Annotated in this window: 22 protein-coding genes and 1 pseudogene; 14 read left to right on the top strand and 9 right to left on the bottom strand. The window is 58.9% G+C overall.

The window, feature by feature from the left end:
- Positions 1–6: 6 nt before the first annotated feature.
- On the bottom strand, positions 7–387 hold the full coding sequence (locus ABD720_RS09340; protein ID WP_344763011.1) for a YraN family protein: 381 nt from the start codon (positions 385–387) through the stop codon (positions 7–9).
- A complete protein-coding gene (locus tag ABD720_RS09335; RefSeq protein ID WP_344763010.1) occupies positions 388–1,560 on the bottom strand; it encodes a penicillin-binding protein activator in 1,173 nt (390 codons plus the stop codon). It abuts the gene before it with no gap.
- Here ABD720_RS09335 and rsmI point away from each other — a divergent pair.
- The 4 genes from rsmI to ABD720_RS09315 all read left to right on the top strand — a co-directional run bounded on the left by rsmI (position 1,559) and on the right by ABD720_RS09315 (position 7,478).
- Positions 1,559–2,464: a 16S rRNA (cytidine(1402)-2'-O)-methyltransferase gene (rsmI, locus tag ABD720_RS09330; protein WP_344763009.1), complete on the top strand. Its 906-nt coding sequence runs from the start codon at positions 1,559–1,561 to the stop codon at positions 2,462–2,464. The two genes, ABD720_RS09335 and rsmI, sit on opposite strands and share 2 nt — an antisense overlap.
- Before the next feature lie 157 nt (positions 2,465–2,621).
- Positions 2,622–5,495, top strand: coding sequence for an insulinase family protein (locus tag ABD720_RS09325; protein WP_344763007.1), 2,874 nt, complete (start codon positions 2,622–2,624; stop codon positions 5,493–5,495).
- Between the two features lie 58 nt (positions 5,496–5,553).
- On the top strand, positions 5,554–6,018 hold the full coding sequence (locus ABD720_RS09320; protein WP_344763006.1) for a DUF4188 domain-containing protein: 465 nt from the start codon (positions 5,554–5,556) through the stop codon (positions 6,016–6,018).
- A gap of 407 nt (positions 6,019–6,425) precedes the next feature.
- Complete coding sequence (locus tag ABD720_RS09315; RefSeq protein WP_344763005.1) at positions 6,426–7,478, top strand: catalase family peroxidase; 1,053 nt, start codon at positions 6,426–6,428, stop codon at positions 7,476–7,478.
- Between the two features lie 217 nt (positions 7,479–7,695).
- On the opposite strand, the gene ABD720_RS09310 is transcribed toward ABD720_RS09315, so the two are convergent.
- Complete coding sequence (locus ABD720_RS09310; RefSeq protein WP_344763004.1) at positions 7,696–9,051, bottom strand: sensor histidine kinase N-terminal domain-containing protein; 1,356 nt, start codon at positions 9,049–9,051, stop codon at positions 7,696–7,698.
- A gap of 10 nt (positions 9,052–9,061) precedes the next feature.
- A complete protein-coding gene (locus ABD720_RS09305; RefSeq protein ID WP_344763003.1) occupies positions 9,062–9,730 on the bottom strand; it encodes a response regulator transcription factor in 669 nt (222 codons plus the stop codon).
- A gap of 280 nt (positions 9,731–10,010) precedes the next feature.
- On the opposite strand from ABD720_RS09305, the gene ABD720_RS09300 reads away from it, so the two are divergent.
- Genes ABD720_RS09300 through ABD720_RS09285 form a run of 4 tightly spaced genes read left to right on the top strand, consistent with a single transcriptional unit; the run spans position 10,011 to position 16,006 of the window.
- Entirely contained in the window at positions 10,011–10,382 is a 372-nt protein-coding gene (locus ABD720_RS09300) for a hypothetical protein (RefSeq protein WP_344763002.1), read from the top strand.
- Between the two features lie 53 nt (positions 10,383–10,435).
- Positions 10,436–11,725 (top strand): TolC family protein, encoded by a 1,290-nt coding sequence (locus ABD720_RS09295; RefSeq protein ID WP_344763001.1) that lies wholly within the window; start codon positions 10,436–10,438, stop codon positions 11,723–11,725.
- Positions 11,722–12,927: an efflux RND transporter periplasmic adaptor subunit gene (locus ABD720_RS09290; protein ID WP_344763000.1), complete on the top strand. Its 1,206-nt coding sequence runs from the start codon at positions 11,722–11,724 to the stop codon at positions 12,925–12,927. Before ABD720_RS09295 ends, ABD720_RS09290 begins: the two co-directional genes overlap by 4 nt.
- 1 nt (position 12,928) lies before the next feature.
- Positions 12,929–16,006 carry an efflux RND transporter permease subunit gene (locus ABD720_RS09285; RefSeq protein WP_344762999.1) on the top strand — a complete coding sequence of 1,026 codons (3,078 nt, stop codon included), beginning with the start codon at positions 12,929–12,931 and terminating at the stop codon, positions 16,004–16,006.
- A gap of 369 nt (positions 16,007–16,375) precedes the next feature.
- Here ABD720_RS09285 and ABD720_RS09280 read toward each other — a convergent pair whose 3' ends face one another.
- The 5 genes from ABD720_RS09280 to ABD720_RS09260 all read right to left on the bottom strand — a co-directional run bounded on the left by ABD720_RS09280 (position 16,376) and on the right by ABD720_RS09260 (position 21,986).
- Positions 16,376–16,960, bottom strand: a complete 585-nt coding sequence (locus tag ABD720_RS09280) for a DUF4189 domain-containing protein (RefSeq protein ID WP_344762998.1) — start codon at positions 16,958–16,960, stop codon at positions 16,376–16,378.
- A gap of 248 nt (positions 16,961–17,208) precedes the next feature.
- A complete protein-coding gene (locus ABD720_RS09275; RefSeq protein ID WP_344762996.1) occupies positions 17,209–17,619 on the bottom strand; it encodes a hypothetical protein in 411 nt (136 codons plus the stop codon).
- A 268-nt stretch (positions 17,620–17,887) separates the two neighbouring features.
- Positions 17,888–18,562, bottom strand: a complete 675-nt coding sequence (locus ABD720_RS09270; protein ID WP_344762995.1) for a hypothetical protein — start codon at positions 18,560–18,562, stop codon at positions 17,888–17,890.
- Positions 18,563–19,044: 482 nt separating this feature from the next.
- Positions 19,045–21,411 carry a CHAT domain-containing protein gene (locus tag ABD720_RS09265; RefSeq protein ID WP_344762994.1) on the bottom strand — a complete coding sequence of 789 codons (2,367 nt, stop codon included), beginning with the start codon at positions 21,409–21,411 and terminating at the stop codon, positions 19,045–19,047.
- Between the two features lie 8 nt (positions 21,412–21,419).
- Positions 21,420–21,986 (bottom strand): hypothetical protein, encoded by a 567-nt coding sequence (locus ABD720_RS09260; RefSeq protein ID WP_344762993.1) that lies wholly within the window; start codon positions 21,984–21,986, stop codon positions 21,420–21,422.
- Positions 21,987–22,352: 366 nt separating this feature from the next.
- Between ABD720_RS09260 and ABD720_RS09255 the strand changes: the two genes are divergently transcribed.
- The 6 genes and pseudogenes from ABD720_RS09255 to ABD720_RS09230 all read left to right on the top strand — a co-directional run.
- On the top strand, positions 22,353–23,171 hold the full coding sequence (locus ABD720_RS09255) for a hypothetical protein (protein WP_344762992.1): 819 nt from the start codon (positions 22,353–22,355) through the stop codon (positions 23,169–23,171).
- A 56-nt stretch (positions 23,172–23,227) separates the two neighbouring features.
- Positions 23,228–24,010, top strand: coding sequence for a LytR/AlgR family response regulator transcription factor (locus ABD720_RS09250; RefSeq protein ID WP_344762991.1), 783 nt, complete (start codon positions 23,228–23,230; stop codon positions 24,008–24,010).
- Positions 24,011–24,014: 4 nt separating this feature from the next.
- On the top strand, positions 24,015–25,148 hold the full coding sequence (locus ABD720_RS09245) for a sensor histidine kinase (RefSeq protein WP_344762990.1): 1,134 nt from the start codon (positions 24,015–24,017) through the stop codon (positions 25,146–25,148).
- 7 nt (positions 25,149–25,155) lie between these two features.
- Positions 25,156–25,323 (top strand): hypothetical protein, encoded by a 168-nt coding sequence (locus ABD720_RS09240; protein WP_344762989.1) that lies wholly within the window; start codon positions 25,156–25,158, stop codon positions 25,321–25,323.
- Positions 25,296–25,871, top strand: a complete 576-nt coding sequence (locus ABD720_RS09235) for a hypothetical protein (RefSeq protein WP_344762988.1) — start codon at positions 25,296–25,298, stop codon at positions 25,869–25,871. The genes ABD720_RS09240 and ABD720_RS09235 overlap by 28 nt, the downstream gene beginning before the upstream one ends.
- Before the next feature lie 88 nt (positions 25,872–25,959).
- Positions 25,960–26,166: pseudogene (locus ABD720_RS09230) on the top strand (efflux RND transporter permease subunit); the annotation flags it as partial.
- Positions 26,167–26,241 lie beyond the last annotated feature (75 nt).

The raw sequence follows: 26,241 nt of genomic DNA, 5'->3' as shown, positions 1-26,241 counted from the left end.
AGGGTGTCAGGAGTCAATGACATTTTGCAGCCATGTTATCACCGTGCCGTCGATCGCCACCACATCGAAGCGGCAGGCTGGCGGATGACGGTAACGTTGCAGGTAAAGTTGTGCGGCCACCACGAGGCGCCGCTGCTTGGCCGGCGTAATGCTGGCCGCCGCGCCGCCGTGTCGTGCCGTGGCACGCTGCCGCACTTCGACAAAGACCAGCGACCCGGGCGCCTGCATCACCAGATCGATTTCGCCACCCTTGCGCAAAAAATTGCGTTCGACCAGCACCAGCCCATGCCGCTGCAAATACGCCAGCGCAAGGTCTTCGCCAGCGTCGCCGGTGCGCTGTTGTTCGGTGCGCGATTGCCGGCCCCGCAGCTTCGCCAGCAAGCCCATTCAGCGCGACGGCACCAGCGGCGTGACGACGCCATCCTGATAAATCGCCTGCAATGGCGTGCGCTGGAAGCGCGTCGTGCCCTCGCCGAAACGCACCGACAGCCTGCCGCTGACGCCATCGATCTCGAAGCGGGTGTGCCCTGCACCGATCTCGCTGGCGATGCGCCAGGCGTCGATGCCCAGCGCATACAACCGCTCCAGATCCGGACTGCGTGGCTGATCCGGCACCGGTGGTGTGCGCGGATAAATCATCACGGCCGGATGCGACAACTCGATCTGCCACGGCAGGTCGAGCAAGCGCACGCCATCCATCTCGGGCATCGGTTCGTGCTGCGTCAGTTCCTGCGGCACGAACGGATTGAGCTGGGAGGTGCCGTACATCGGCATGTCGCGACCGACCGCCGTGCGCACCTGCCGCGCCTGCGCCGCATCAAGCGCGACAAACAGCAGCGCCGGCTTGTCGGCCAGGATGCGTTTTTTCAGCTGGGCCACGCTGCTGGCGCCGAGGTAGGCGCCAGCCTGGGACACGTCCGCGCTCTGTGGTTCCAGTCCGAGCTGGCGCCATTGCGCGGCAAATGCGCTGGCGGCGCGCCGTTGCCACGCCGCGCCGCCCGAGATCACCAGCGCCCGTGCAGTGTGTTTGCCGGCGGCAGCCCAATTGGCAAGCTGACGCGCTTCGTCTTCGACCGACAGGCCGATCACCAGCATCTGGCGCGGCAGCGCGCGGTCGACCTCGGGCGAGAGCTCGGGCTGGGTCAGGGCGATGGTGGGTTTGCGGACGTTGCCGCTCTGGGCCAGGGCCGTCACATCGGTGCGTGACAGCGGTCCGACCACGATGTCATTGCCGGCGACGGCATCGGCATAGCCGGCAAGCAATTCCTGCGGTGATTCGCCGGTGGCAAACACGGTCACCGTCGCGTCATTGCGGTCGCGTTCATAGGCCGCCATGAAACCGGCCAGCACGGCGTCGGCGGCGCGGCCCAGTACCTCGGAGTGCAACGGCAGCAGCAAGGCGATGCGCGGGCGCGCTGGCGCTGTTGCTGGCATGGGCACGGCCAGTTCACCGGGCGTGTCCGGGACGCCAGTTGTGTTTGCCGCGACAGTCGCGCACAATCCGCTCAATCCACTGAAAACGCCGCACAGCACCACCGCGCTCGCCCACTTTCCCACCATGATCTCTCCCCCGATGACTGCACCGATTGCGTTTCCCTTGCTCGAAGAAGTGTCGCAGCAGATGTATCCGATGTCCACCCTGTACGTGGTGGCGACTCCCATCGGCAACATCGGCGACATCAGCCTGCGGGCGCTGCATTTGCTCGGTCTGGCCGATGCCGTGGCCTGCGAGGACACCCGCAACACTGCACAGCTGATGACCCGCTACGGCTTGTCCAAAACCCTGATCGCCGCGCACCAGCACAACGAACGTGAAGTCGCCGACAAACTGATCGCCCGCCTGCACGCCGGCGAGCGGATCGCACTGGTCTCGGATGCCGGCACCCCCGCCATCTCCGACCCCGGCGCGCGCATCGTCGAAGCGGTCCGCGCCGCCGGCTTGCGGGTGCTGCCGCTGCCGGGTGCCTCGGCCGGGATTGCCGCGCTGTCAGCCAGTGGCTTGCAGGATGCACAGTTCTACTTCGTCGGATTTTTGCCGGCCAAGGGCAAGCAGCGCGAGACGGTACTCGGCAGCCTGCGCGGGATTGCGGCCACGCTGGTGTTTTACGAGGCACCACACCGCATCGTCGATGCCGTCGATGCGCTGACCGCCGCGTTCGAGCCGACCCGCCAGATCGTGTTTGCGCGCGAGCTGACCAAGCTGTTCGAAGAAATCCATCGCTGCGATCTGGCGCAGGCGGCGGCCTGGGTAAAGGCCGATCTGCATCGCGAAAAAGGCGAATACGTGGTGCTGCTGGCAGGCGCTCCCGCTGCAATCGCCGCCGACGAAGTCGAGGCCGACCGGGTCTTGCGCATTCTGCTGGCGGAGTGTTCGGTCAAGCAGGCCGCCGCGCTGGCGGCACAACTGACCGGGCAAAAGAAGAATGCGCTGTATGAGCGGGCGCTGGTGATCAAGGCGGAATGATCTGCGGGCAAGTGGTGCGGATGCAGCAGTGACCACTGATGTTTTTTGGCCTCAGGTATTTTTCGGTGCGTAAAGGTAAGATGGGGTTCCCAGTTTCGCCTCAGGCGAAACGCATCATCGGGCGTCGCCACCCAACCGCCCACCGAGAACTTATCCCATGACCACTTTCGTAAAAATCAGCAGCCACACCATCCCCGTACTGCAAGCCACCGTCGAGCAATACCTCGACCCGGCCAGCGGCGTCCTGCACATCCACATGGATACCGCGCAACCGGAACTGGTGTTCCTGGTCGCCTTCCCGACCGTGCCGCAGGTCAGCGATGGCCGCGCCCACATCCTCGAACATCTGGCTCTGTGCGGCTCGGATCGCTATCCGGTACGCAACCCGTTCTTTTCGATGCTGCGCCGCTCCACCGCCACGTTCATGAACGCCATGACGTACGCCGACCGCACCGTGTATCCGTTTGCCAGCACCGACAAGAAAGACTTCTTCAACCTGCTCGACGTGTACCTCGACGCCGCCTTTTTCCCGCGCCTGGATTACCTGAACTTCCTGCAGGAAGGCTGGCGCTACGGCCTCGATGGCGACACCCTGCAATACCAGGGCGTGGTCTTCAATGAAATGAAAGGCGCGTTCAACAGCCCGATGCGCGCACTCGACGCCGGTATCGCCGGCACGCTCTTCAAGGGCACCACCTACGGCGTCGAATCCGGTGGTGATCCGCTGGTGATCCCCGAACTCACGCATGCGATGCTCAAGGAATTCCACGCCACCCATTACCATCCGTCGCAAGCGGTCTTCATGACCACTGGCCGCATCGACGCCAGCGAAATCCAGCAGCAGATCAGCGAGCGCGTGCTGTCGAAACTGCCGGGTTCGTCACCGCGTCGCTTGCCCGAACTGGCCCCGGCCTGGACCGCGCCGAAAGAAAACACCGTACGCATTCCCTCGCAGGAAGCACGCGACGATGAATACGGCATCCAGTTCGCCTGGCTGATGGGCGAAGCGATCGACCAGCAAGCGTATTACCGCCTGCACCTGCTGTCAGCAGGCCTGCTGGGTGATTCGTCGGCACCGCTGATGAAGGCGATGGAGTCGGCCGGCTACGGTCGCCCGTCCAGCATGAACGGGCGCGATGCAGGTGCGCGCCAGATGGTCTTCCATATCGGCATGGAAGGCCTGACCGAAGCGCAGGTCGAGCTGGCCCGTGCGCGCCTCTGGAGCGCGCTCGAACAGACCGCCATCGACGGCATCCCGACCTCGGTATTGCAGGCTGCGCTGCGCGACATCAAATACAGCCAGCGCAAGATCAGCAGCGGCCATACGCCGTATGGCCTGTCGCGCCTGCTGCACGCGTTGCCGATGGCAATGTACGGCGGCGATGTGATGAATGCGCTGGACAACGAGGCCATCCTGGAAACCCTGGCGCACGAGATCGACGACCCGGCTTTCTTCAAGGGTCTGGTGCAGTCGCTGATCGATTCGCCGACCCGCTTGACCACCCGCGTGATTCCGGATGCGGAGTTCTTTACGGTGCGCAAGGCAACCGAAGAAGCGCGCCTGGCGGCACACCTGACGACGCTGTCGAGCGCGGACCGCGAGCGCATCCAGGCCGATTCGGCAGCGCTCGAAAAACACCAGCAGCTGCCATCCAATTCCGAACTGCTGCCGCGCATCCTGCCGGGCGATGTTAGCCCGCTACCACGTGCTGCGTTGCCGATTCCGGCAGCCGACCAAGGTGCGATCAGTTTCTCGATCGCCTCGAATGGCATCAGCTATGCCAACGTGCTGTACGACGTCTCGCACCTGTCAGACGACAACTGGCCTTGGCTGCAGCTGTACACCGACGTGATCGGCGAACTAGGCGTGGGCGAGCGCGATTTCGAGGCCACCAGCGCCTGGCGCCAGCGCATGGTGCCGGCGTTCCACGCCAGCCTGGAAGCCATCCCGCGCGGCGAAGGCCGGCTCCATGTCGAGCTGTCGTTCTCGGCCAGCGGATTGCGGGAAGAGCAAGCCGCAATCGCCAGCGTGCTGTCCGAATCGATCACCAGCCCGCGCTTCGATGAAGCCGAACGCGTGGCCTTCCTGATCCAGAGCCTGGTGCAGGACAAGCTGACCAGCCTGGCCGAATCCGGCAGCCACTACGCGTCGCTGGCGGCAAGCGCACCGCTGTCGGCACTGCGCCGTTTCAGCGACATCACCGGCGGCATGTCGGCACTGCCGTTCTATCGTCGCCTGCAAGAACTCAGCAAAACACCGGCAGGTCTGCAGGAAATTGCCGACCAGCTCGGCGCTCTGCACCAGCGCATCGTTGCGCAGGTTCCCACCATCCTGTGCGCCGGTATCGAAGAAGATGGCGCCGCGCTGGCCGCCTTGCTGGAGTTGCCGACACCGGCAGCAGCGCCGTTGCAGGAAGCGGTCGCCCCCGCCAGCGCACCGGCCAGGCCAGTCGGCAACGTCGCACTGCATGCCACCAGCCAGATCAACCATTGCGTGATCGCCTGGAGCGTGCCGGGGGTGCAGCATGCGGATGCGGCTGCACTGGCCGTCGCTGCCGAATTGCTGTCGCACCAGATCCTGCACCAGGCCCTGCGCGAACAGGGTGGTGCCTACGGCGGTTATGCCAGTTATGCCGCCAATGCCGGCGTGTTTTCAATGAGCTCGTACCGCGATCCGCGCCTGGCTGGCACGTATGCCGATTTCGCCATCGCCATCGACCAGCTGCTGGCCAGCGACTACTCGCAGGAAACCATCGAAGAAGCCATCATCTGCGTCATCAAGGGCCTCGACAAACCGCATTCGCCGTATGCCGAAGCATTGACCGCCTGGAACCTGCAGCAACGCGGCATTACCGCCGAAATCCGCCTGCAGTTCCGTACCGGAGTACTGAACTGCAGCGCCGCGCAGGTCAAGGCGGCAGTGCAGCACTGGTTGAAAGAGGGCATTCCAAGCCGCGCCGCATTCGCCGGCAACACCACCCAGGAACTGGCGGGGCTGGAGGTGGTCGATCTGGTCGGATTGGCTAGCTGACGTCAATGCAAGGCCAGATCAGGTTGCTCGTCAATGCCATCAGGAAAAGGATACGGAGATGATGCATCCCGACAGATTGACCGCAACCATGGAGGGTGACTTCGTGGTTTTTCTGATTGGCATGCGTGTTAACCGTCCCTGGAAAATCCACAAATGGCTGCCAGTAGTGCGTGCCATGCCACGCATGTTGCGCGAGCTGGCCGCACTCCCGGAGTCCGGCCTGCTGTCGTACGAAATGTGGTTTGGCCGGACCACCATCATGGTCCAGTACTGGCGCTCGTCGGAACAATTGCTGGCGTATGCCAGCAACAGGAACGCCGCGCACTTGCCGGCATGGAAAGCCTTCAACCAGTCGGTTGGGACAAATGGCGATGTCGGCATCTGGCACGAAACCTACAAGATCGCGCCCGGCGCCTGCGAGACGATTTACGCCAGCATGCCGGCATTCGGCCTGGGCAAAGCCGGCCTATTGCAACCGGCGAGTGGCAAGCGCGGCAGTGCGCGGGAACGGTTCGGATTGTAAAAGATGGGACCGCAGATGGGCTCAGCGGCTGTGACAACACCATCGGCATGGACGTAAAAATTTTTGATCGAGCAGCTCTGCCCGGACATCAATCCAGAGGGCATGGTGGCGGGAACGATGACGCAGGCCGCGCTCGCGGCAACAGGCCAGATCGTTCCAGTACGTGAGGGATGATGAAGCGGTGCAGCCTGCCATTTCCATCCATGAAAGCCGCAAGTTTGATCGCGCGGGCAAGCGGCGATGGGCAACATCGGGTTGTCCAAAGGCGAAGCGCCACAGTGGAGCGCTACCGGAATGTCAGGCCGAACGATCCGTGGTCAATCTCAACAATCAAATGTGTGTCAATATGCGTGCACGCAATTTAATTGTTCACAATCTATTAATAAAAATTCACACTGGAGATTTCCTTGACACTTCCTATGCCCGCATTGATGAACAGCTTGCCGAAGACTGCGAGTACCGCACTAGTGCTTCTGGCAAGCGTCTTTGCAAGCTCGTTTGCAAACGCCGCTGATGCCCCCGCTCCACCCGCCGCAGATGGCAAGAGCGTGCATGAAAAAATCGTCGATACCATGACCGTTCTGGCCAAAGGGCCGCACGCCGGTTATCGCGCCAATCACGCCAAGGGCATCGTCCTGACCGGCAGCTTTACGCCATCGGCCAGCGCCGCGACGCTGAGCAAGGCACCGCATTTTCTGCAAACCGTGCCGGTCACGGTACGGTTTTCCAATCCGACCGGTATCCCGACCTTGCCCGATGCCTCGCCGAATGCCAGCCCGCACGGCATCGCGATCCGCTTCCAGTTACCGGAAGGCGCGGTCACCGATATCGTCAGCATCTCGTACAACGGCTTTCCGGTGGCCACACCGGAAGACTTTCTGCTGTTTCTGAATGCCGTCGCCAGCACCAAGCCGGACTCACCAAAGCCGACTCCGGTCGAACAATTTCTGGCAACCCATCCGGCGGCAATGAAGTTTGTCAGCACACCGAAACCGGCACCGGTCAGCTTTTCGACGCTCGCGTTTTATGGCGTCAATGCCTTCCAGTTCACCAACGCCAAAGGTCAGACCGAATACGCGCGTTACCGCATCGAACCGCTGGATGGCATGAAAGCACTGACGCCGGAACAGGCCAGCGCTGCCGCGCCGAATTACCTGATGGATGAACTGCCAACGCGGGTAGCCAAAGGGCCGGTGAAGTTCCGCATCAGTGCCCAGATCGCCGCCAAGGGGGATTCGATCAATGACGGCACCGCCGTCTGGCCAGACGACCGGCCGCAAATCGAACTGGGCATCCTGAGTCTGGACAAGATGTCGCCGGACAGCGCCGCTGCAGAAAAGCTGCTGGCATTCAATCCGCTGTTGCTGACGGACGGCATTGCACCGTCGGCCGACCCGGTACTGCTGTCGCGCCCGATTGCGTATAGCGTGAGCGTGGTGCGCCGGTTGACGACGAAGTAAGGTTGAAGCAAGTCGATTGGTCGGGCTGGCACGGTGTCATCGTGCCGGCCCGATTGTCGTCCGGGGATAGCGAATCCGAATCCGAATCCGAATCCGAATCCGAATCCGACACTGTTCAGAAAATCTGAGCCAACACCTCGAAATTGAGGAAAAACTGTGTTCTGGCAAAAAAATAATCCGATTTGACGGCATTGGAGTAAGGGCCAGCGTCGCTGCACTACGCCGGAAACCGCACCGTAAACACTGTCCCTACCCCATCGGGACCGCCCGCCAGCATGATCTGCGCGCCGTGCGCCTGCACGATATCGCGCACGATGGCCAGGCCAAGGCCGCTGCCGGTGACGGTATCGTCAAGCCGAACGAAGCGGTTGAAAATCGTGTCCCGAGCCGAGTCGGCAATGCCGGGGCCGTCATCCTCTACCGCAAAGATAACGTGATCGCCATCAGACAGGCAACGCACCGTCACGCTGCTGTGCGCCGGTGAATAGCGGATCGCATTGTCGACCAGGTTATCGATCATGTCGCGCAACAGGAATTTATCGCCCTTGACGTGGACTGGTTGCAGATCAAAACCAAGATCGATTTTTTTCTTGTCCGCCTGTTCGACAAAATACTGAATCGACTGCTCGACGAGTTTGTCGAGGCTCACCGTATCCAGCCGGTCTTTTTCGAAGCGTGTGGTGTCGGCACGCGCCAGCGACAGCAACTGGTTGGTCTGGCGAATCATCCTCTCGGTAGAAAACCGCATCATGCTCAGTGAATGGGTCGTGTCGTGTTCGCCGCCATGGCGCTGCTGCAACCATTCGATCTGCATCTGCAGACCAGCCAGCGGTGTACGCAACTGATGGGCCACGTTTGCCAGAAATGCCTGTTGCGCCGTCGCGCTGGTCTGTACTTTGTCGAGCAGGCTGTTGATCGCATGGACCACCGGTCGCAATTCGGACGGGATACCTTCGGCACTGACCGCAGCCAGTTCGTCGTGTACGCGCGCATGCAAATCGGTCTGCATTTTTTTCAGCGGGAACAAGCCTTTCGTGACACCCAGCCAGACGATGGCAATCGAGATCGCCGTCAGCAAGCCTTCCAGCAAGATCATCGCCACGAGTATTTCGGAATTGATGCGGGTGCGTTTGCGCAGGGTTTCGCCGACACCGATGGAAACGGGTATCGCGCCGATGGTGGTTTTCAGGGAAATGATCCGCACCGGTTCGGCCCGCATCACACCACCGTACGCGACCGGATCGTTGGCTGTGTCCGGCGCAGCAAGTGGCGGAAAATCATTGTCGCCCGCGATGGTGCGACCGTCGACCGTGCGCACCACGAAAAAGATCGCATCGAAATGATCCAGTCGCAGGACTTGCTCGGCCTGCTGCGGCAGGTCGATGACGACCTCGCCATCCACGTCACGCAGGCGCGGTATCAAGGCCCACGCCGCATCGGCCAGGCTCTGATCGAACGCCGATTGCGCCGGTGCCCATGCCAGCCAATAGGTCAGGCCGGCACCAACCAGATTGATCAGCAGCAGCGGTGCGATCAGCCAGCCCAGCAAATTCAACCGGATGCTTTTCTTCACGGCGTGGCTTTCATAGCGGAGTCGCTTCGAGCATGTAGCCGAAGCCGCGGATGGTGCGGATTTCGATATTGGCTGCGGCAATTTTGAGCCGGATTCTGGAGATGTAGACTTCGACCGCATTCCAGGTCACGGTCTCGCCCCACGGCAAAATGGCGTCGATGATTTGCTGTTTCGAGACCACGCGCGAGGCCTGCTGCATCAGATACGCCAGCACCGCCCATTCCCGTGCTGACAGCTCGACCGGTTGCAGGCCGATATGGACCCGTTTCGAAAACGTATCGAGCGACAGGGTGCCGATGCGCAGCGACTCCTCGCGCGGTGCACTGCGGCGCACCAGTGCTTTCAGTCGGGCGATCAGTTCGGTGGTTGCGAACGGCTTCACCAGGTAATCGTCGGCACCCAATTCCAGACCATGCACACGGTCCTGCACCGCATCGCGCGCCGTCAGCAACAGCACCGGCGTATGCACGCCATTCAGGCGCAACCGGCGCACGACCTCGAAGCCATCGATACCGGGCAAACCAATATCCAGCACCAGCACGGCGATTTCGGCCCGCTTGATGGCCAGCGCGACATCGTTGCCGTTCGAGACCACATCGACCACCATCCCGTGCGCCTGCAGGACCCGGGAAATACCGTCCGCCAGGATCGAATCGTCTTCTGCCAGTAACACGTGCATGGGGAATTCTTTTTGGAAGTGGAGTGGCGAGAATGGGCGGCCAGGAACGCACGGCGGCGCCTGCGTTGAGCGCCGCACCTGGCCGAGTATACGTGCCAAATCCGTCGCAATCCGGTTGCCGCATTAACTTTTCGTTGTCAGCTTTTTGTCAGCTGGTTGTCATGCTTCCGACAGGACCGAGGCCTACGCTACATCCTCTGCCGAACACGGTTGATGTCTCGCGAAGACGCTCTCGCAGCGGCTTTCAGATAACCCGTCTCGCCTACATATCGGAACCATCATGCTGTTAAGAACATGCGCTGCCGCGCTCGGCGCCGCCCTGCTCGCGTCTTGCGCGTCGCTCAACAATCGCCCCGAAATCGATTGGCAACACGGCGCCAGGCATGGTGTGGTGGCTGGATTCTATACGCCGGAAACTGCGATGGACATGCTGCCTGAGTGCCTGTCCCGAATGCCCAAAGCCACGCTGGCAGAACGTCATTTTGTCAGCGTGCGCTACCGGCATGTTCGTCACCATGCTTACGCTGTGGTCGAAGTCGCGGATGTCAGGCCGCTCTCGATCGGCATGGAAGTCGAGGTCTTGCCGGATGACTGCGCACATGACCAATTCGGCCGGATTGTCCGGATTTTGTCGGCCACACCGCAGCCATAGCGCGAGTACGGCGGCCGCCGGCTTGACCCTTTTATTCGAACCATGAGCAACTTATGCGTAATTACAATCTGTCTGCCGTCCTGCTGGTACTGCTGGTGCTGCGCACGCACTGCGCAGCCGCCGCGCAAGCAGACCTCTCTCAACCACTCAGTCTGACGCAGGCGGTTCAGGTCGCCATCGACCATAACCACGATGTCCGCCTGGGTGGTCTCGCAGTCGACAGTGCCGGCGCTGCCAAGCTGATCGCGGCGGCGTCCCCGAATCCGATGCTCACTGTGCAGAGCTTCAACATCAATCCTGCGCTGGGGATCGGCGCGGGCAGTCTGCGTGCGAAGACCGTCGATAGCGCGATCCGCATGGATCAACTGATCGAACGCGGCGGCAAGCGGGGGCTGCGCATCGACACTGCCGTGCAGCTCGAAGACGCCGCACGCAACGATCTGCGCGACAGCTATCGCCAGCTGAAAATCAACGTGGCGCAGGCTTATTACGATGTGCTGGCGGCGCAGGAAAAGCGCACCATCACGCTAGAAACCGCCGCACTCTATGACCACACCGTCACCGCCGCGCAAAAGCGTCAGAAAGCCGGCGACATCGCCGCCGCCGACGTGGCCCGGCTGCAGGTCGACGCGCTGCGCGCGCAAAACGATGTGGTGCAAACTGAGGCCGACCTGAACCGGGCACGACAGGCACTGGCGCTGCTGCTAGGAAAAATCGCCAGTGCCGGGCAGCTTGCGCTGACCGATGGCTGGCCCGACGATGCATTTGACATCGCCGTCCCCACCGACAGTCTGACCGACCAGCGCCCCGATGTACTGGCTGCAAAGTTTCGCCTGGACGCTGCGGGAACGGCGTACAAGCAGGCGCTGGCCATGCGTACCCGTGACGTCTCGGTCGGGGTTCAGATCGACCATTACCCGGCGAGTCCGGCCAATCCGCAAGGCAGCGGCAACAGTGTCGGCATTGCGCTGCAAATCCCGCTGTTCACCCGCAATCAGTTCGATGGCGACATCCGCAGTGCCGCACTGGCGGTCGACATGGCGCAGGAAATGCTCGCAAAAATCCGTGATCAGGCCCGCAGCGAACTGTTCGGCAACTGGCAGGCAGCCGACACCGCCTATCGCCGCTTGCAGCGCTATGACAGCGCACTGCTGGTGATGGCAAAACGCGCTGCCGATGCCGCCGAGTTCGCCTACGTCAATGGTGCACTCGGCGTGATGGATGTACTGGATGCGCGGCGCACCTATCGGGCGACACGCCTCGATGCCGTGGCAGCACGGGCCGACTATGCAAAATCACTGGCGACATGGCGGGCCACTATTTCTGAAAGCAAAACACAATGAACCTGACATCCGCCTTGCCGAAAGTCGGCATCTCCCTCGTAGCGATCGTACTGGCCGTGGCTGGCTATCGGTATGTCAGCACAACGACCACGCCGGCAGCCGTGCCCGAATTGAAGGAAGCGGTGCCGTCGGGCCTGATCCGCTTCGCACCGAATGCCCCCCAGCTATCGTCACTGAAAATCGCCACTGTCACCGAAGTCCCGCTGCCGGTCTCCGACGCGCTCAATGGCCGCATTACCTACGACGAAAACGTCACCACCCGCGTGAGCTCGCCGATCCTTGGCCGGGTCACTGCGTTGCATGCAGAAATCGGCGATGTGGTGAAACGCGGTACGGTGCTGGCCGATATCGACTCGCCCGATCTGGCCACGGCGGAAGCCGACTGGCGCAAGGCGCAAGCCGATGAGCTGCGCAAAAAATTGGCGCAGCAGCGTGCCAAAACGCTGCTCGAAGGCGAGGTCCTGGCACGCAAGGATTACGAGTCCGCGCAAGCCGATTTTCAGCAGGCCAATGCAGAAACACGGCGCACCATCGCGCGCATGAAAAACCTGAACGCGGCTGGAACCGAAGACGGCCGCTTCAGCCTGAAGGCGCAATTCGCCGGCACCGTCGTCGATCGCCAGATCAACCCCGGTCTGGAAGTCCGGCCTGATTTGCCCAACCCGCTGTTCGTCATCACCGATTTCAGTCGACTGTGGGTCATCGTTGACGTGCCAGAACGGAGTGCCACCGAGCTGCATGCCGGCCAGTCGGTCTCGATTGACACCGACGCCTGGCCCGATGAACGGTTTGTCGCCACGATTGAGCGGATCGGCCTGGCGCTCGACCCGGTAACACGCCGCATCCAGGTGCGCTGCACGGTGCGCAATCCCGATCGCAAACTGAAGCCCGAGATGTTCGCCCGCGTCGCTTTTCTGGCCGATGGCGACGGCAAGAAAGCCATCCCGGTACCGAATACCAGCCTGTTCATCGATGGCATCTACAGCTACGTATTCGTCGAAAAGCAGCCCGGTGATTTCGAGAAACGGCGCGTCAATGTCAGGCTCAGGGGGCGCGAGACCAGCTACGTCGATACCGGCCTGAATGCCAACCTGAATGCCAACCTGAATACCAGCCGGAATTCCGGCCTGAATTCCGGCGAACGGGTGGTCACGGAAGGTGCATTCCTGCTCAATGCCGAGGGCGCCGCCGATGTTAAATAACATGATTGATTTCGTCCTGAAGCAGCGCGTGTTCGTGCTGATTCTGACTGCGGCACTGACGCTGTTCGGCTACCGCGCGCTGACGAATTTGCCGATCGAGGCGTTTCCTGACGTACAGGATGTGCAGGTGCAGATCGTCACGCAATTTCCGGGGCAGGCACCGGAAGAAGTCGAGCGCACCATCACGCTGCCGATCGAACGCGAGATGAGCGGCGTGCCGCACCAGACCCAGTTACGCTCGGTGACCATCACCGGCCTGTCGGTTGTCACGCTGACCTTCGCCGATGGCACCGACGATTATTTTGCACGCCAGCAGGTGCTGGAAAAACTCCAGAACGTGGTGCTGCCGAGCGGCATCCAGCCCGGCCTGGCGCCACTGACAACAGCCGTCGGCGAAGTGTTTCGCTACATCGTCGAAGCGCCGCCGGGCATGGATGCCAATGAAGTGCGGGCACTGCAGGACTGGGTGATTCGTCCCGGCCTGCGCATCGTCCCGGGCGTGGCCGACGTGGTCAGCTTTGGTGGCACGGTCAAGGAATATCAGGTCCAGGTCGATCCGAATGCACTCAAACGCTACGGCGTCACCATCGATCAGGTCAGCCAGGCGTTGACCAACAACAGTGCCAACGTCGGCGGTGGACTGGTGCGACGCGGCGACGAAGCGCTGGTGGTGCGCGGCATCGGCATCTTCAACCGGATCGATGAAATCGGTCGCGTCATCGTCAGTGCCAAAGCCGGTAAAACCGTGCTGGTATCGGATCTCGGCGATGTCACCATCGGCCACCGGCCACGCTCGGGCGTGGTCGCTTTCAACGACAACAACAGCGTGGTCGAAGGCATCGTCCAGATGACCAAGGGCAGTAATGCCGCCAAAGTCGTGGAAGATATCAAAGCCAGCATTACCGCCATCAATGCAAAATTGCCCAAGGGCGTACGCCTTAAAACCATTTACGACCGTACCGAACTGATCGACCACACCGTCCACACCGTGGCAGAAAATCTGCTGGTCGGTGCCGCGCTGGTGATCGCGATCCTGGTCATCTTTCTGGGCAACTGGCGTGCTGCGCTGATCGTCGCCACCGTCATTCCGCTGTCGCTGCTGTTCGCTTTCATCATGCTCGATGCACGCGGTATTCCGGCCAATCTGATTTCGCTGGGCGCGGTCGATTTCGGCATCATCATCGACAGTGCAGTGGTGCTGGTCGAGGCGCTGATGGTGCGGCTGGCGGTGCAAAACAAGGATGCCGCCAGCGGCCTGACGCCCTACCACTGGCGCAAGCAGACACTGAAACAGACCGTGGTCGAACTCGGTCATCCGATCCTGTTTGCCAAGGCCATCATCATCGTCGCGTTCCTGCCGATCTATACCTTCCAGCGGGTCGAAGGCAAGATTTTTTCGCCGGTCGCATTCACCCTGAGCTTCGCGATTCTGGGGGCGATTGTGCTGACGATGACGCTGGTCCCGACGCTGCTGGCATGGGCGCTCAAGCATCACACGCTGGCAGAAAAGCACAGCCACTGGATCCAGTCGCTGCAGCATCGCTATCGTGCACTGCTGGTGCGGGCACAGCAGTCGCGCGTCTGGGTCATCGCCGCATCGGTGGCGATCCTGGTACTGACGCTGGCGCTCGCACCACTGCTGGGCAGTGAATTTTTACCGAAGCTGGATGAGGGCAATATCTGGCTCACTATCAGCCTGCCGACCTCGAGTTCGCTGGAAAAAACCCAGCAGGTCGAGCAACAGGTGCGCGCCATCCTGAAATCGTTTCCGGAAGTCGGCAACATCATTTCGCACGTCGGTCGTCCGGATGACGGCACCGATCCGAAGGGGCCGAACAATATGGAAATCCTGGCCGACCTGAAACCGCGTAGTGGCTGGCGGTATGACAGCAAGGACAGCCTGATTGCAGCCATGTCGGCGAAGATCCGCACCATTCCTGGCGTGCCCACCAATTTTTCGCAAGTCATCGAAGACAATGTCGAAGAAGCGCTGTCGGGTGTCAAAGGCGAAATCGCGGTCAAACTGTTCGGCCCGGATCTCGATGTGCTGACGCAAAAAAGCGAGCAGATCGCAGCCATCCTCAGCCGCATCCCGGGTGCGGCCGATGTCGCGGCAGTCAAGATCGGCGGCCAGAGCGAACTCGATATCGTGATCGACCGGGAGCGCATCGCCCGCCTCGGCATCAATATTGCCGACGTCAATACCGCGATCCAGACGGCGCTGGCCGGCAATGCCGTCAACGCGTATTTCGAAGGCGATCGCCGCTTCGATATCGTCGTGCGTCTGAAAGAACAGTTCCGCCAGTCGATCGACGACATCGCCGCGCTGCAGGTCAATTTGCCGGCTGGTGCCGGCACGGTCGCACTGGGTGACATCGCCCATATCGCAACCCGGCAAGGCGCGGCACGCATCAGTCGCGAAGCGGGCGGACGCAGTGCCTCGGTCAAGGCCAATCTGCTGGGCCGCGACCAGGGCAGTTTTGTCGCCGAAGCGCAGCAATTGGTCGCAGCCCAGGTGCATCTGCCGTCCGGCTATCAGATTACCTGGGGCGGGCAGTTTGAAAACCAGCAGCGCGCCGTCAAGCGGCTGCAGATCATCGTGCCGATTACGGCGTTCATGATTTTCTCGCTGCTGTTCTGGGCCTTTCGCTCGATCCGCAAGGCCTTACTGGTACTGGCGATCGTGCCGTTCACACTGATCGGCGGCATCGTTGGGCTGGCGCTGGTGGGCTTGCATTTTTCGGTATCGGCAGCGGTGGGCTTCATTGCCGTGGCCGGGATTTCGGTACAGAACGGCGTGATCATGGTCGAGCAGATGGTGGAACTGAGCCGCACCAATTCCTCGGCCTTTGCCAGTGCGGTCGACGGTGCGGTAGCGCGCTTGCGGCCGATCCTGATGACTGCGCTGATGGCAGGACTGGGCTTGCTGCCGGCAGCACTGTCGCACGGTATCGGCTCGGAAACCCAGCGACCGTTTGCGGTCGTGATCGTGGGCGGGATTGTGTCGGCGACGTTGTTTACGCTGTTGTTGCTGCCGCTGGCGTTTCCGTATTTTTCGGAGAGGGTGGAGAGTGAGTGAGGGTGGCTTTGAATTGGAGCGTGCACGGGGCAACGTACCGTGCACGCCCTGCTGTTGACCGAATCTCGCGTCGCCACCCATGAGATGGACTGAACGACGATGACATATCTAATCAAAGGTGGCGCCTCAGGTCGACGCTGTTCTTTGATGAACGGAAATCACCATCGATTATCCACCAGGTTTAGCAGCTTGGCGCAGGGTAATTCCATTGATTGGTAAAGGGATCGAAACGCGAGTGCACCTGAACCCGGACCTTGCAGCCGTTTTCATAAGTGACCACACAGCTTCCGTTGGTACATTGGGAAGCGCAACGCACGGTCCGCGTATTCGGACGGCAACTTTTTTCGGATGCAACCGCCGGAAGACGCGCTACTGGCGCGGATGCGAGCTGATATGCCCTGCAATGGCTCCGGACCATATGACCTTGCATTTCTGCGCGGTCAGATTCGTGCAGCGCTCTATGGCCTCCTTGTCTGCCTCATCACTATTGCTAACTGCATACATCAAATAGTAATTTTGACCTTCCTCTTTATCTTTTTCTGATTGCGCAAGCGAATAAAAACCAGATTTCGTGATTTCATACAGCACTTTACAGCTTGTATTGCCACAATTTGCTAGCGCACTCTTTCTCGCATCTGCAAGGCTTACAGCGCTCCTGGCCAAGCCAATACTACCTCCCCCATCAGCGCGGACAATCGCTTTGGTACGATCCAGTGCACAGTCTTTTTTCGGAGTAGTCTCGTTGCATTTTTGCAATGCCAACTGGTTTGCTTCACGCTGTGTGGCACGTGTCGCCCATGCCCAGCTGTCGTCACTGCCGTAGGCGATGGACGATGCAGATGCCCTGGCAACACCGGGCAAAGCGATAAACACGAAAAGCAGTATGGCAGCCAAACTGACGTAGCCAATTACACCGCTGGCTTGTGAATTTTTTTTAATAACTGAAGTCGGCATTTTTTATCTTTCGTATTAATTTTGCTTATAAAGAGATCGATACATTGGAGTGGCTTTCTTGCTGATGTAGTACATCCAGTGATACGCGCCTATCTATAAAAATTACGACCGTAATTAACAGAAGTCGATGCCGAATAATTTCTTTCAAGAGACTGAATATAGTGATCTACATAACACCGTCTAGATCACATTAATCCATAATATATAAATAGTAACGACAGTCAATGGAAAGCACAAGGCAAGGTGATTCAAACCCGCTCAGGAGAATAATAAAGAGTTTCTCCACACTGCACGCAGGAATGCGAACGTACGAAGGTTCCATTCATTAAATTCCTCACCGAGATGCGATGATCTCCGCAAAATCTGCAATGAATACGCCCATTTTCCGATGATTCTGGAAAATTATTTTTGTACCAGCTGTAAGAATGGCTTTCCAGATTTTTTGCGTGCTTTTTATTCGCCTTGGAAGCATTAACCACCAGCAGAATAAATGCAAAAAAAGCCATCGTAAAACCCGATACCATTGCGGCATCAAAACCGAATAAATAACATATTCCAAAATTAAGGATGAAAAATATAAGGATGAAATTTCGAAACGAGCGTTTAAAATTGTTAATACTCTCTTTCACAATATCTGGGATTTTGTAATCTTTTTCCATGAAATTGTCCCGTTCATTATAAAATTTTGATAAAAAACGTGTTTAATAAGAAAGTTAATACTTTTACGACCACCGACGCTTTTTTGACTGTTTGATCTCGGCATTGATTATTCGAAGCCTCTTTGTTTTTAATAACCACCCGTTTGCTGTTGGAAATTTGTCGGCTTGAATCCGACTTTGCAATTCATATTTGGCACCAACAATAACTCTGCACAAATCAGTCAGGAATCCAAATTTATCTCAACGGTAGGGGCGAAAAGCAGCAACACTACTTATTCGTCAGGCGTGCAATTGCAGGCCCGTTACCGATTTCCGGCTGTCCTTCAATGTGGGTAACCTTGGTATTTGGAATTGCTTCGATGGTTCGCACCATATCCATAATCGTCTTGTCCACCCACTCTTCGGGTGTACCGATCATCGAGTTTGCGATGTCGCGGGATACCTGAAGAATCCCGCCTTCAACTTTCTGGAAAATCGCGTAGGTGTCCAGGTGATAGCCACTCTGATACCGATACAAACAACCATAGAGAGTGAGATTGCTCGACCCACTGATCGTGCGCTCCGCACGGGCCGTCCAGACAGCACCGTTGCACGACGCCGCCTTCATGCTAATGCCGCCGCCCTGCATGGCAGACATTTGCAACATGACACCCAGTCCAGTTCCACCGAGCTTGTCCGACATGTCCGAAATCGTAAAACGACCTGGTGTTGCCGGTAACGCCGTCGACATTTGTAGGGGCGTATTCTGGTTGATCTGGTTCGTGTTTTTGCCCAGGCCATCGACTGCGGCTTTGGACACACTACTGGTTGATGCCGCAGTTTTGATGTCGAAGATGTGATACATCTCGACCGTACTATTGCGGTTTACAAGGTAGCTGTTAGGTCCGGCACATCCGGCCAATATCAAAGTGAATGGAAAAAGAAGCAAGGCTGTAGTTTTCATTTTTTCTCACTGAGGTGAATGGATTTATGGACTATAAATGTCAAAACTGATGTCGGTCAAATGACTACGTTTTGTTTTTTCATGTTTTACACAGCTTCGATTATGGAAAAATTGTGAATTTTCACTTGCATGGTTTTATGCAATTTCACTCCATGAATTTTTTACTGCAATCAACAATAATTATTGTGAAATACAATATCAAATATTCTCTGAACACAGATCTGAAATACCTTCAAAAACTCAATCCGGAAATATCGAATTAAAAATTCATCCAACCATATTGATCACAATGAAATGAACGTTTTAATCGTTATCCATTTCATTTTCCATACCCAGTACAACAACCACCACGTATATCAATTCAGGAACTGTCTGAACTATCAGCGCTGTCTAGTTAAAATTCAGCGTCATTGCGACGACCCTTCTATTCGTAGCGACGAGTACCGCTTTTTACGCGATGAAAACTTCAAAAAGCGCAGGCGTCATACCGCAGCGGCCGACAACATCGCATCAGCACCGGCAAGAATGAATCCCGCCCACTCAAAAGCTGGTCGCCCTGCCGCATGCATGGTGTTCTTCGCCCGGTTAAGCGCCAGGCAGATGGAAGGTTCACGTGCAAGCTCGCGATAGAAATGATTCATCAGCGTCACCGTTGCCGTACTTGAAACAGCCCAGACCGAGGTCAGGCTGCAAGCCGCACCCGCTGCTTCGACAGCGCGCCGCATCCCGGACAGGCCTTCACCGGCGACCACGTCACCGTTTCCCGTATTGCAGGCAGAGAGCACGACCAGCGTGGTTCCCGACAGCGACAGGCGGGCCACGTCTTTTGCCAGCATCAGGTCGGGTTGACCGTTCTGGCTCAGCACCAGAGCGCTGCGTCGCCCCGGAATGACCAGGTCGAGAATGGACTCGCCGGTCACTGCGGCCATGGTGTCCTGTTCGTCCTGACTGACGGAGGCGTCGAGCATGACGGCGTGGGCTGCGATGTGCAGCACCTGGGGTGCCACAGCCCGCCGCAAAACTGCACAGGACGCGTCGGTGTTTTGCATTACGGTGCTGGCAATGCCGATGCTTGCCAGCGCATCACTGACACTCGCTGCCTCGACTGCCGTTTCAGGCAGTGGTCGTACGGCCACAGCTGGATGCCAGCGCCGCTCGGCGTGTACCGCCACCTCGCCACTGCGGCTGACATTCGCATCTGGCGACGACGGCTTTTCCTGGTCATAGCGCGGGTTCGCCAGGATCAGCGCGCCGGTGGCGTTGGGACCCTGCGCTGCCGTCGATCCGGCTCCGGCAGGGTGGCTGACTGGTCCGAGCGAGGACAGCATGCGCACCCGATGACGTAGCAGAACGAGCTGCCCGGTTTCCTCAGGCAATGCGTCGAACGGCAGCAGTGCAAGCATGCCATCAGGGTCGATCCGCCAGGTCGCGGCTGCGCGCACCGACATTGGCAGGTCATGCAGGAGCGCTGCAAACACCACCTTTCCTGCCGCTTCCACTTCGGCGCGGCCAAGGATCGCGGTGCGAAAGCGGGTCACTGCCCGCTCGATCGGTGACGCTTCGCCCAGATCCATCACCTGAATCTCGGAAAGGGTCACGCAATACCGCACGTAGCGGGCAGGCGAGATTGCTGCCTGGGCCAGGGAAACCGGTGCCTGATAGCGGAAAAATCCGATGACGGCGTCGTTTTCAAGCGAGGCGCGGACGTGATCAAGCCACAGCGGTTGCGTTGCAGTGGCATCGGCGTGCATCAGTTGTTGTGCCAGCAGAAAACAGCTTTCCTGGCGTACGGCCAGCCTCAAAAATGCGTTGATCCCATCCTGGGTCGTTGCCTGTGCCGCCATCGCGTCTTCGAGCAGGAATGCCTTGTCACGCAGCGACCGGATTGCCGGATCAGCCGATCCATCCATGCGGGCTTTGATCATTCGGGCGTAACGCATGCCACCGCCTTTGGCGTCAGCGATCTCTTCGAACCAGCTGGCGGCAGCGCCTGGCCAGCCGTGGCCCTCGCGCCCGAGTACCAGACGGGCCGAAACAAGACTTCGGCGTATCGAATAGGCCGCATAGACACCCGACAACAGGCCGCTCTCTTGCTGTGCAATCGCCGTGCGCCTCGCGTTCAACAACAAGAAGCGCGCCAGCAAATCACTGGCCTGCAGAGGGAGGCCGATATGAGCAAGCATCAGGCCTAATCTGGTATAGCGATATTCCAGAGAGATGATCTCTGGCAGCGTGTTGGCGGAATGTTCTGCCGACAGCGTTTTTTGACACAACGCCAGGAGTTCCTCGCGGAGTCCGGCAGCAAGCAGGGCGCGCCCCAACGTAGTCGGCATGTCGGCACTACCGATGCTGGCATCGCCTGTCAGGGCATCCACAGGCTTGAGCGACCGACCGGCGACGTGCACCGCCGCCAGCACATGCCGTGCGTATTCAGTCGTCAGCAACTCCAGGCCCATGCCGGAATCGAGTGAGCGCACGATGCCTGCAAAGCGCGGCAGATCTTCTGCCAGGATCCGTTCTTCGGTCCGGGCTGCCAGTCGCAGGCAAGTTACCGCCTCGGCGATGCGGGACACCGCCAGGAGCGCGAAACCAAGCGGCAGACAGACGAGGCGTCGAAATGGCCAGTTGTTTGCGGAATCAGCGTCGATTACCACGACAGCCTGCTCCAGCAACGCGATCGCCTTGCCTGGTTGATTCAGGGCCAGGGCAACAAGCGCCGGACGCACGAACAGGAGGAGTTGGCGATACACCGCGCCTTCCTCGACACTCCCGGCAACGCCAGTCCCAACCATCGGTAACGTTATCGTGGCCAGGATTGCACGAAGCCAGTGGCGCCGTGCTGGTCGCATCGGCAACCTCATGCGCTGCGCAGCCAAAGTTGGTGCAGCACGTTCCAGCGCTTCCACTGTGTTTCGGTCAATGTGTCGCCAGTGGCATGCTCCAGGCATTGCTTGCGGGCGGCCGGCACCCCGGTCTGTTGCAGGCAACGACGGGCCAGAGCCAGACGCTCGTTCGCCATTGCGACACGACGTTGATTCTCCAGCGCCAGGCGCAAAGCACCCACCACGCGCAAATCATCGTTGTGAAAAGCTGCCAGGCAGTCGTCGTGGGCCTGCCGAACGGGTGACTCGATGTTGGCGGGCACAGGTGACGAGTTGACAGCGGCATCTGGCAAGCGCCATTTGCCGCCAAGCTGTGTATCCATGCAAAAACCAGTGTGCGCATCGACGAACACGACGACGATCTGTTCGTACTGCGCCAGGCGCAACAGATCGTCAGGCGCGTGCCCAACCGCAGCACTTTCCTGCGCAATCGATGGCTGGGGGACCAGCAACGATATCCCGACAAGCACCCACGCCAGGACATGACCTGCTTTCGGCGCATGGGCCGGTAGTGGCGTGGCTGGCGTAGCAGGAGACGTCATTCGCTGGCATCCGTAGTTTCATATGAGAACTATATTAACCGTTAGTAGTTCTTTAATGAAACACTAATGGTGCGTTTCGCGTGAACTTCTGTTGTAATTGATCCATGCAAAACCTGCGGAACAGTTGGCGATGGCCTGGCACTACGCCACGTTCTTTTGCTCCAGGCAATGCAGACGCGGCCAGGACCGTACCCATTGCCAGCCTGTTTCTGCCAATTAACGCTGAGACGCCGAAGTCTGATCAACGCCGTTTATCTACCCGGTGGCGTGACTCGTCACTGGAAAACCGGGCCTGGTCGCAAAGGCAACGCAGCGAATCCGTGTCCTTACTACGATGGCATCACCCTTAGCCCACATGGAGTCAACATGAACAAGTCCTTACCCTTTTCGACTGTCCTGTCTTGCTACCTGATTCTTGCCGTCACCGGAACCAGCTTGTCTGGCTGCGGCGGTGCCCTCGGCGAAAATGGCGTGCCAGTCCCCCCAGTGAACGAAAGCCAGTTTGCCAGCGTTGCCGCTTACTGCACCACCGATACCTTCAAAGTCGATGATCCGAAGCGCGATGGCTGGCTGTCAGCACCCATGATTACAAGTCCCGTCGATAGCGTCGAAATCAGCGCGATCTATTCGCCCGGCGGAAGCACAAGTTCACTTCTTTCGTCCATTTCCATGCAGGTAGACCGTAGCGATTATCGAGGCATAACCACCTCGGTGGTTCGAACTGGCTACAGTCGTCCGGAGTGGGTCATGGGCGTCACCATGCCTTCCGTGCTGGCACCAAAATCGGTCGCTTGCGTGACGCAGGTGGCGCGAATTCATACCCCGATCGACCCGTTTGCCAACACGCCGTTTGCCAGGTTTGCCAACCCGGTCGACACCACGTCGGTACTCTACTGGAGCAGCTACTGGAACCAGGCACTGCCAGTCGACACGCTCGCCGGCTACAAGGTTGACGGCTTTGAATTTGTGGCCGACTTTGCCCCGGCGGACGGTCAGGCTTATTTCGTTTTGGACAAGGCACGATTCCCTGCACCGCAGTCGATGTCGATTTGCTTTCTTGCGCCTGGCGCCGTCACGTGGGATTGCAAGCAACCATCGCTGATCGACAGGGGCGCCAATTGGCAGCTCGTCCAGTCTGGCCTCAAGCAAGGGGTGTACATACTGATGTCGCCGACATTGCAATAGCAACAGGCAGAAACTGCCCGGACATTGTATTCATCAATCAACTTGAGGCGGGCGGCATGGCTACAGCAATTCTGGCAGACGATGAACCGCACATGCGTGCATCGCTGCGTGACCAGCTCGGTGAATTCTGGCCTGAACTGGAGATTGTCGGCGAGGCCGCGGATGGCCCGGCGGCGCTATCGCTGATCGAACGATGTCGTCCAGCGCTCGCCTTTCTCGACATTCGCATGCCGGGACTGACAGGACTGAAGGTAGCGCAGGCCATGACAGCGCAGACACGTGTTGTCTTCGTTACAGCCTACGAGGCGCATGCAGTGAGCGCCTTTGAAGTCAATGCGATCGATTTCGTGCTCAAGCCTGTCGATCCGGCGCGGTTGGCCAGGGTGGTTACCAAACTGCGCAATGCAACCTTGCCCATGACAGCAGACCCGGCAGCACTGCATGCGGCATTCGCCGCGTTGGGATTGGCAGGCCCCATCGCAGATACCAGCGCCAGCAATGCACTTGCGAGCGCAGCAAGGCTCAGTTGGCTGCAGGTCGGGGTAGGACACGAGGTACGTATGGTGCATATTAACGACGTCATCTTTTTTGAATCCGACACGAAATACACTCGCGTCGTAGCCGCCGACTGTGACGGACTGATCCGGCTGTCGCTCAGGCAGCTACTTGACCAGATCGACGCAATGACCTTCCTGCAGACCCATCGCAGTACCGTCGTCAACCGGCGTTTCATCAAGGCCGTCCATCGCCAGAATGACTTGATGGAGATCGTTCTGCGTGGTCATCCTGCGCGACTGAAGGTGTCGCTGCCCAACCATCATTTTTTCAGGGCGATGTGACGACATGTCGCTCCAATTAAAGTCCGCGTACGTACCGCTGGCCGTGTCCGCCGTGCTCATCCTGTTTGCGTTGGCACTGCTGGAATGGGTCACCATGGCCACACTCGGAGAACCTGTGAGCACGGCCGGAATGCTGACCGGTTTTGCGTTGGCGGCAGGTTTGCTCGCGCTGCAGCTGATACGTCCGCAACGAGTTTGGGCGCTTGCATCGGTATCTGTACTGCGCGCACTGACCGAACTGGCGATTTCGGCGACGATCGTCTTTGCGATCGCGGCTGCCTGTGCCCTGTTTTTGCCGACGTCGTTGAGTGAACGGTTCATGCAGGCAGACCGGGCAACGGACCTGATTATTTTTGTCTTCATGGGGCTGTCGATCCTGATTGCGGCACGCGCGTGGACGCGATACAACCGGCAGCAGGAAACCGCCAGCGCAGCGCTGATCGAAGCGGCTCAGGCAAAGTCGGACCTGGCGCAACGCGAACGGGCCTTGCTGGAATCGGAGATGCTGTTGTTACGGGCCCAGATCGAGCCCCATTTTTTGTGGAACACGCTGGCGCACCTGCAGTACCTGGTGATTAAAAATCCAGCCGAGGCTGCCCGTATGACCTCCCATCTCATTCGATTTCTGCGTGCTGCGGTACCGTCCGTCGAGGCTGCGGCGGGGACCTTGGGCACGGAGGTCGATGCGGTACAGGCTTACCTGGAACTGATGAAAATTCGCATGGGAGAACGGCTGACTATCCGGATCGACTTACCCGAGGCGTTACGATCGGTGCAGGTTGCGCCACTGGTGCTGCAAACACTGGCAGAGAACGCCATCAAGCATGGTGTCGAGCCAAAGATGGGGAGCGTCGAGGTCGCAGTCAGCGCGGGCCAATGCGGCACCGATAACGGTACCTTGTGGATCGAAGTCAGCGATACAGGGATCGGCTTGCAAGCTTGTGCCCCAAGCCGCGGTACGGGGCTCGGATTACGCAATGTGCGCGACCGCCTGGCACACATTTATGACGATAACGCCACGCTAACCATTGCCGGCGCTCCCACCGGCGGCGTGACTGTTCGCATGGAGATTCGAGGCGCTATTGAACAGTCCGCAGCGATCCTGAAGCAAGCCGTGATGTCGGAAGATCGACGGTAAAAAGTTCATGACCAATACCCTGCATTTCGCTTTGACCGCTACCGTATCGCCGCCAGCTGAACCGGAATCACATGAGCGCCGGTCCGCAACCGGCTCCATGAACAAGACGTTTGCCGCCAACACGCACCACAACCAAGGAGATACTTCATGCTTCGACAAATATTTGTTGCCGTAATGACTGCCGCCATCGCCCTGACCGTATTGCCGGCAGTCGCCGCAGATCAAAAACCGCTTGAGCTTTTTGGTGTGACACTAAAAGGAGCAACCCGCGACCAGCTACGTCAGGCATTCAAAAAAAATGAACTGATAGCAACCCGCGAGGAAAATAGCTATTGGGTGGACACCTACGATGTCAAAGGAGTCCTCGAAGGCGCCTCCAGCCTTAACGCGGGGTATGTCTCGTCCTCTGGCAAATTCGCGTTTGCCGAGTACACGTTCCCCAGCTTCATGGACACACAGTCGGTTGCAAAAGTCATCAATATGGTTGCGATCAAGTATGGGCGGCCCTCTTCACAGAGCGGCAGCTATGACCTTGGGCAAGTGACTGCAAAGTGGAACGTGGGTCAAGGAATGCAAATCACGGTGTCACGTGGCTGGCCTGAAACCACGACCTACCTGAATTTCACAGACTCGTCTGCCAGGAACCAAATGAATGCCGAGATCGACGCTGAAAAAAAAGCACAAGTGGCGCAAAAGGCAAAGGCGCAGAGCAAAGCTTTCTGAGCGAGATACGCGGGACAAACACCGAGACATTAGCTGATTGGCGGCGTATTCCGATCAACGTGACTGCCGAGTCAGTGTAGCCGACGTGCTAGCCCGCTTGCGGCCGATCCTGATGACTGCGCTGATGGCAGGACTGGGCTTGCTGCCGGCAGCACTGTCGCACGGCATCGTCTCGGAAATTCAGCGACCGTTTGCGGTGGTGATCGTGGGCGGGATTGTGTCGGCAACGTTGTTTACGCTGTTGTTGCTTCCGCTGGCGTTTCCGTATTTTTCGGAGAGGGTGGAGAGTGAGTGAGGGTGGCGTTGGGCGTGAAAGTAGGGTGTCTGGTTTTCCGGGAAGCGGTAATCCAACCGCAAAAGTGGCTTCCCG

Source organism: Actimicrobium antarcticum (genome assembly GCF_039536745.1).
Lineage (GTDB): Bacteria > Pseudomonadota > Gammaproteobacteria > Burkholderiales > Burkholderiaceae_D > Actimicrobium > Actimicrobium antarcticum.
This window is presented reverse-complemented; position numbering and strand designations above follow the sequence as displayed.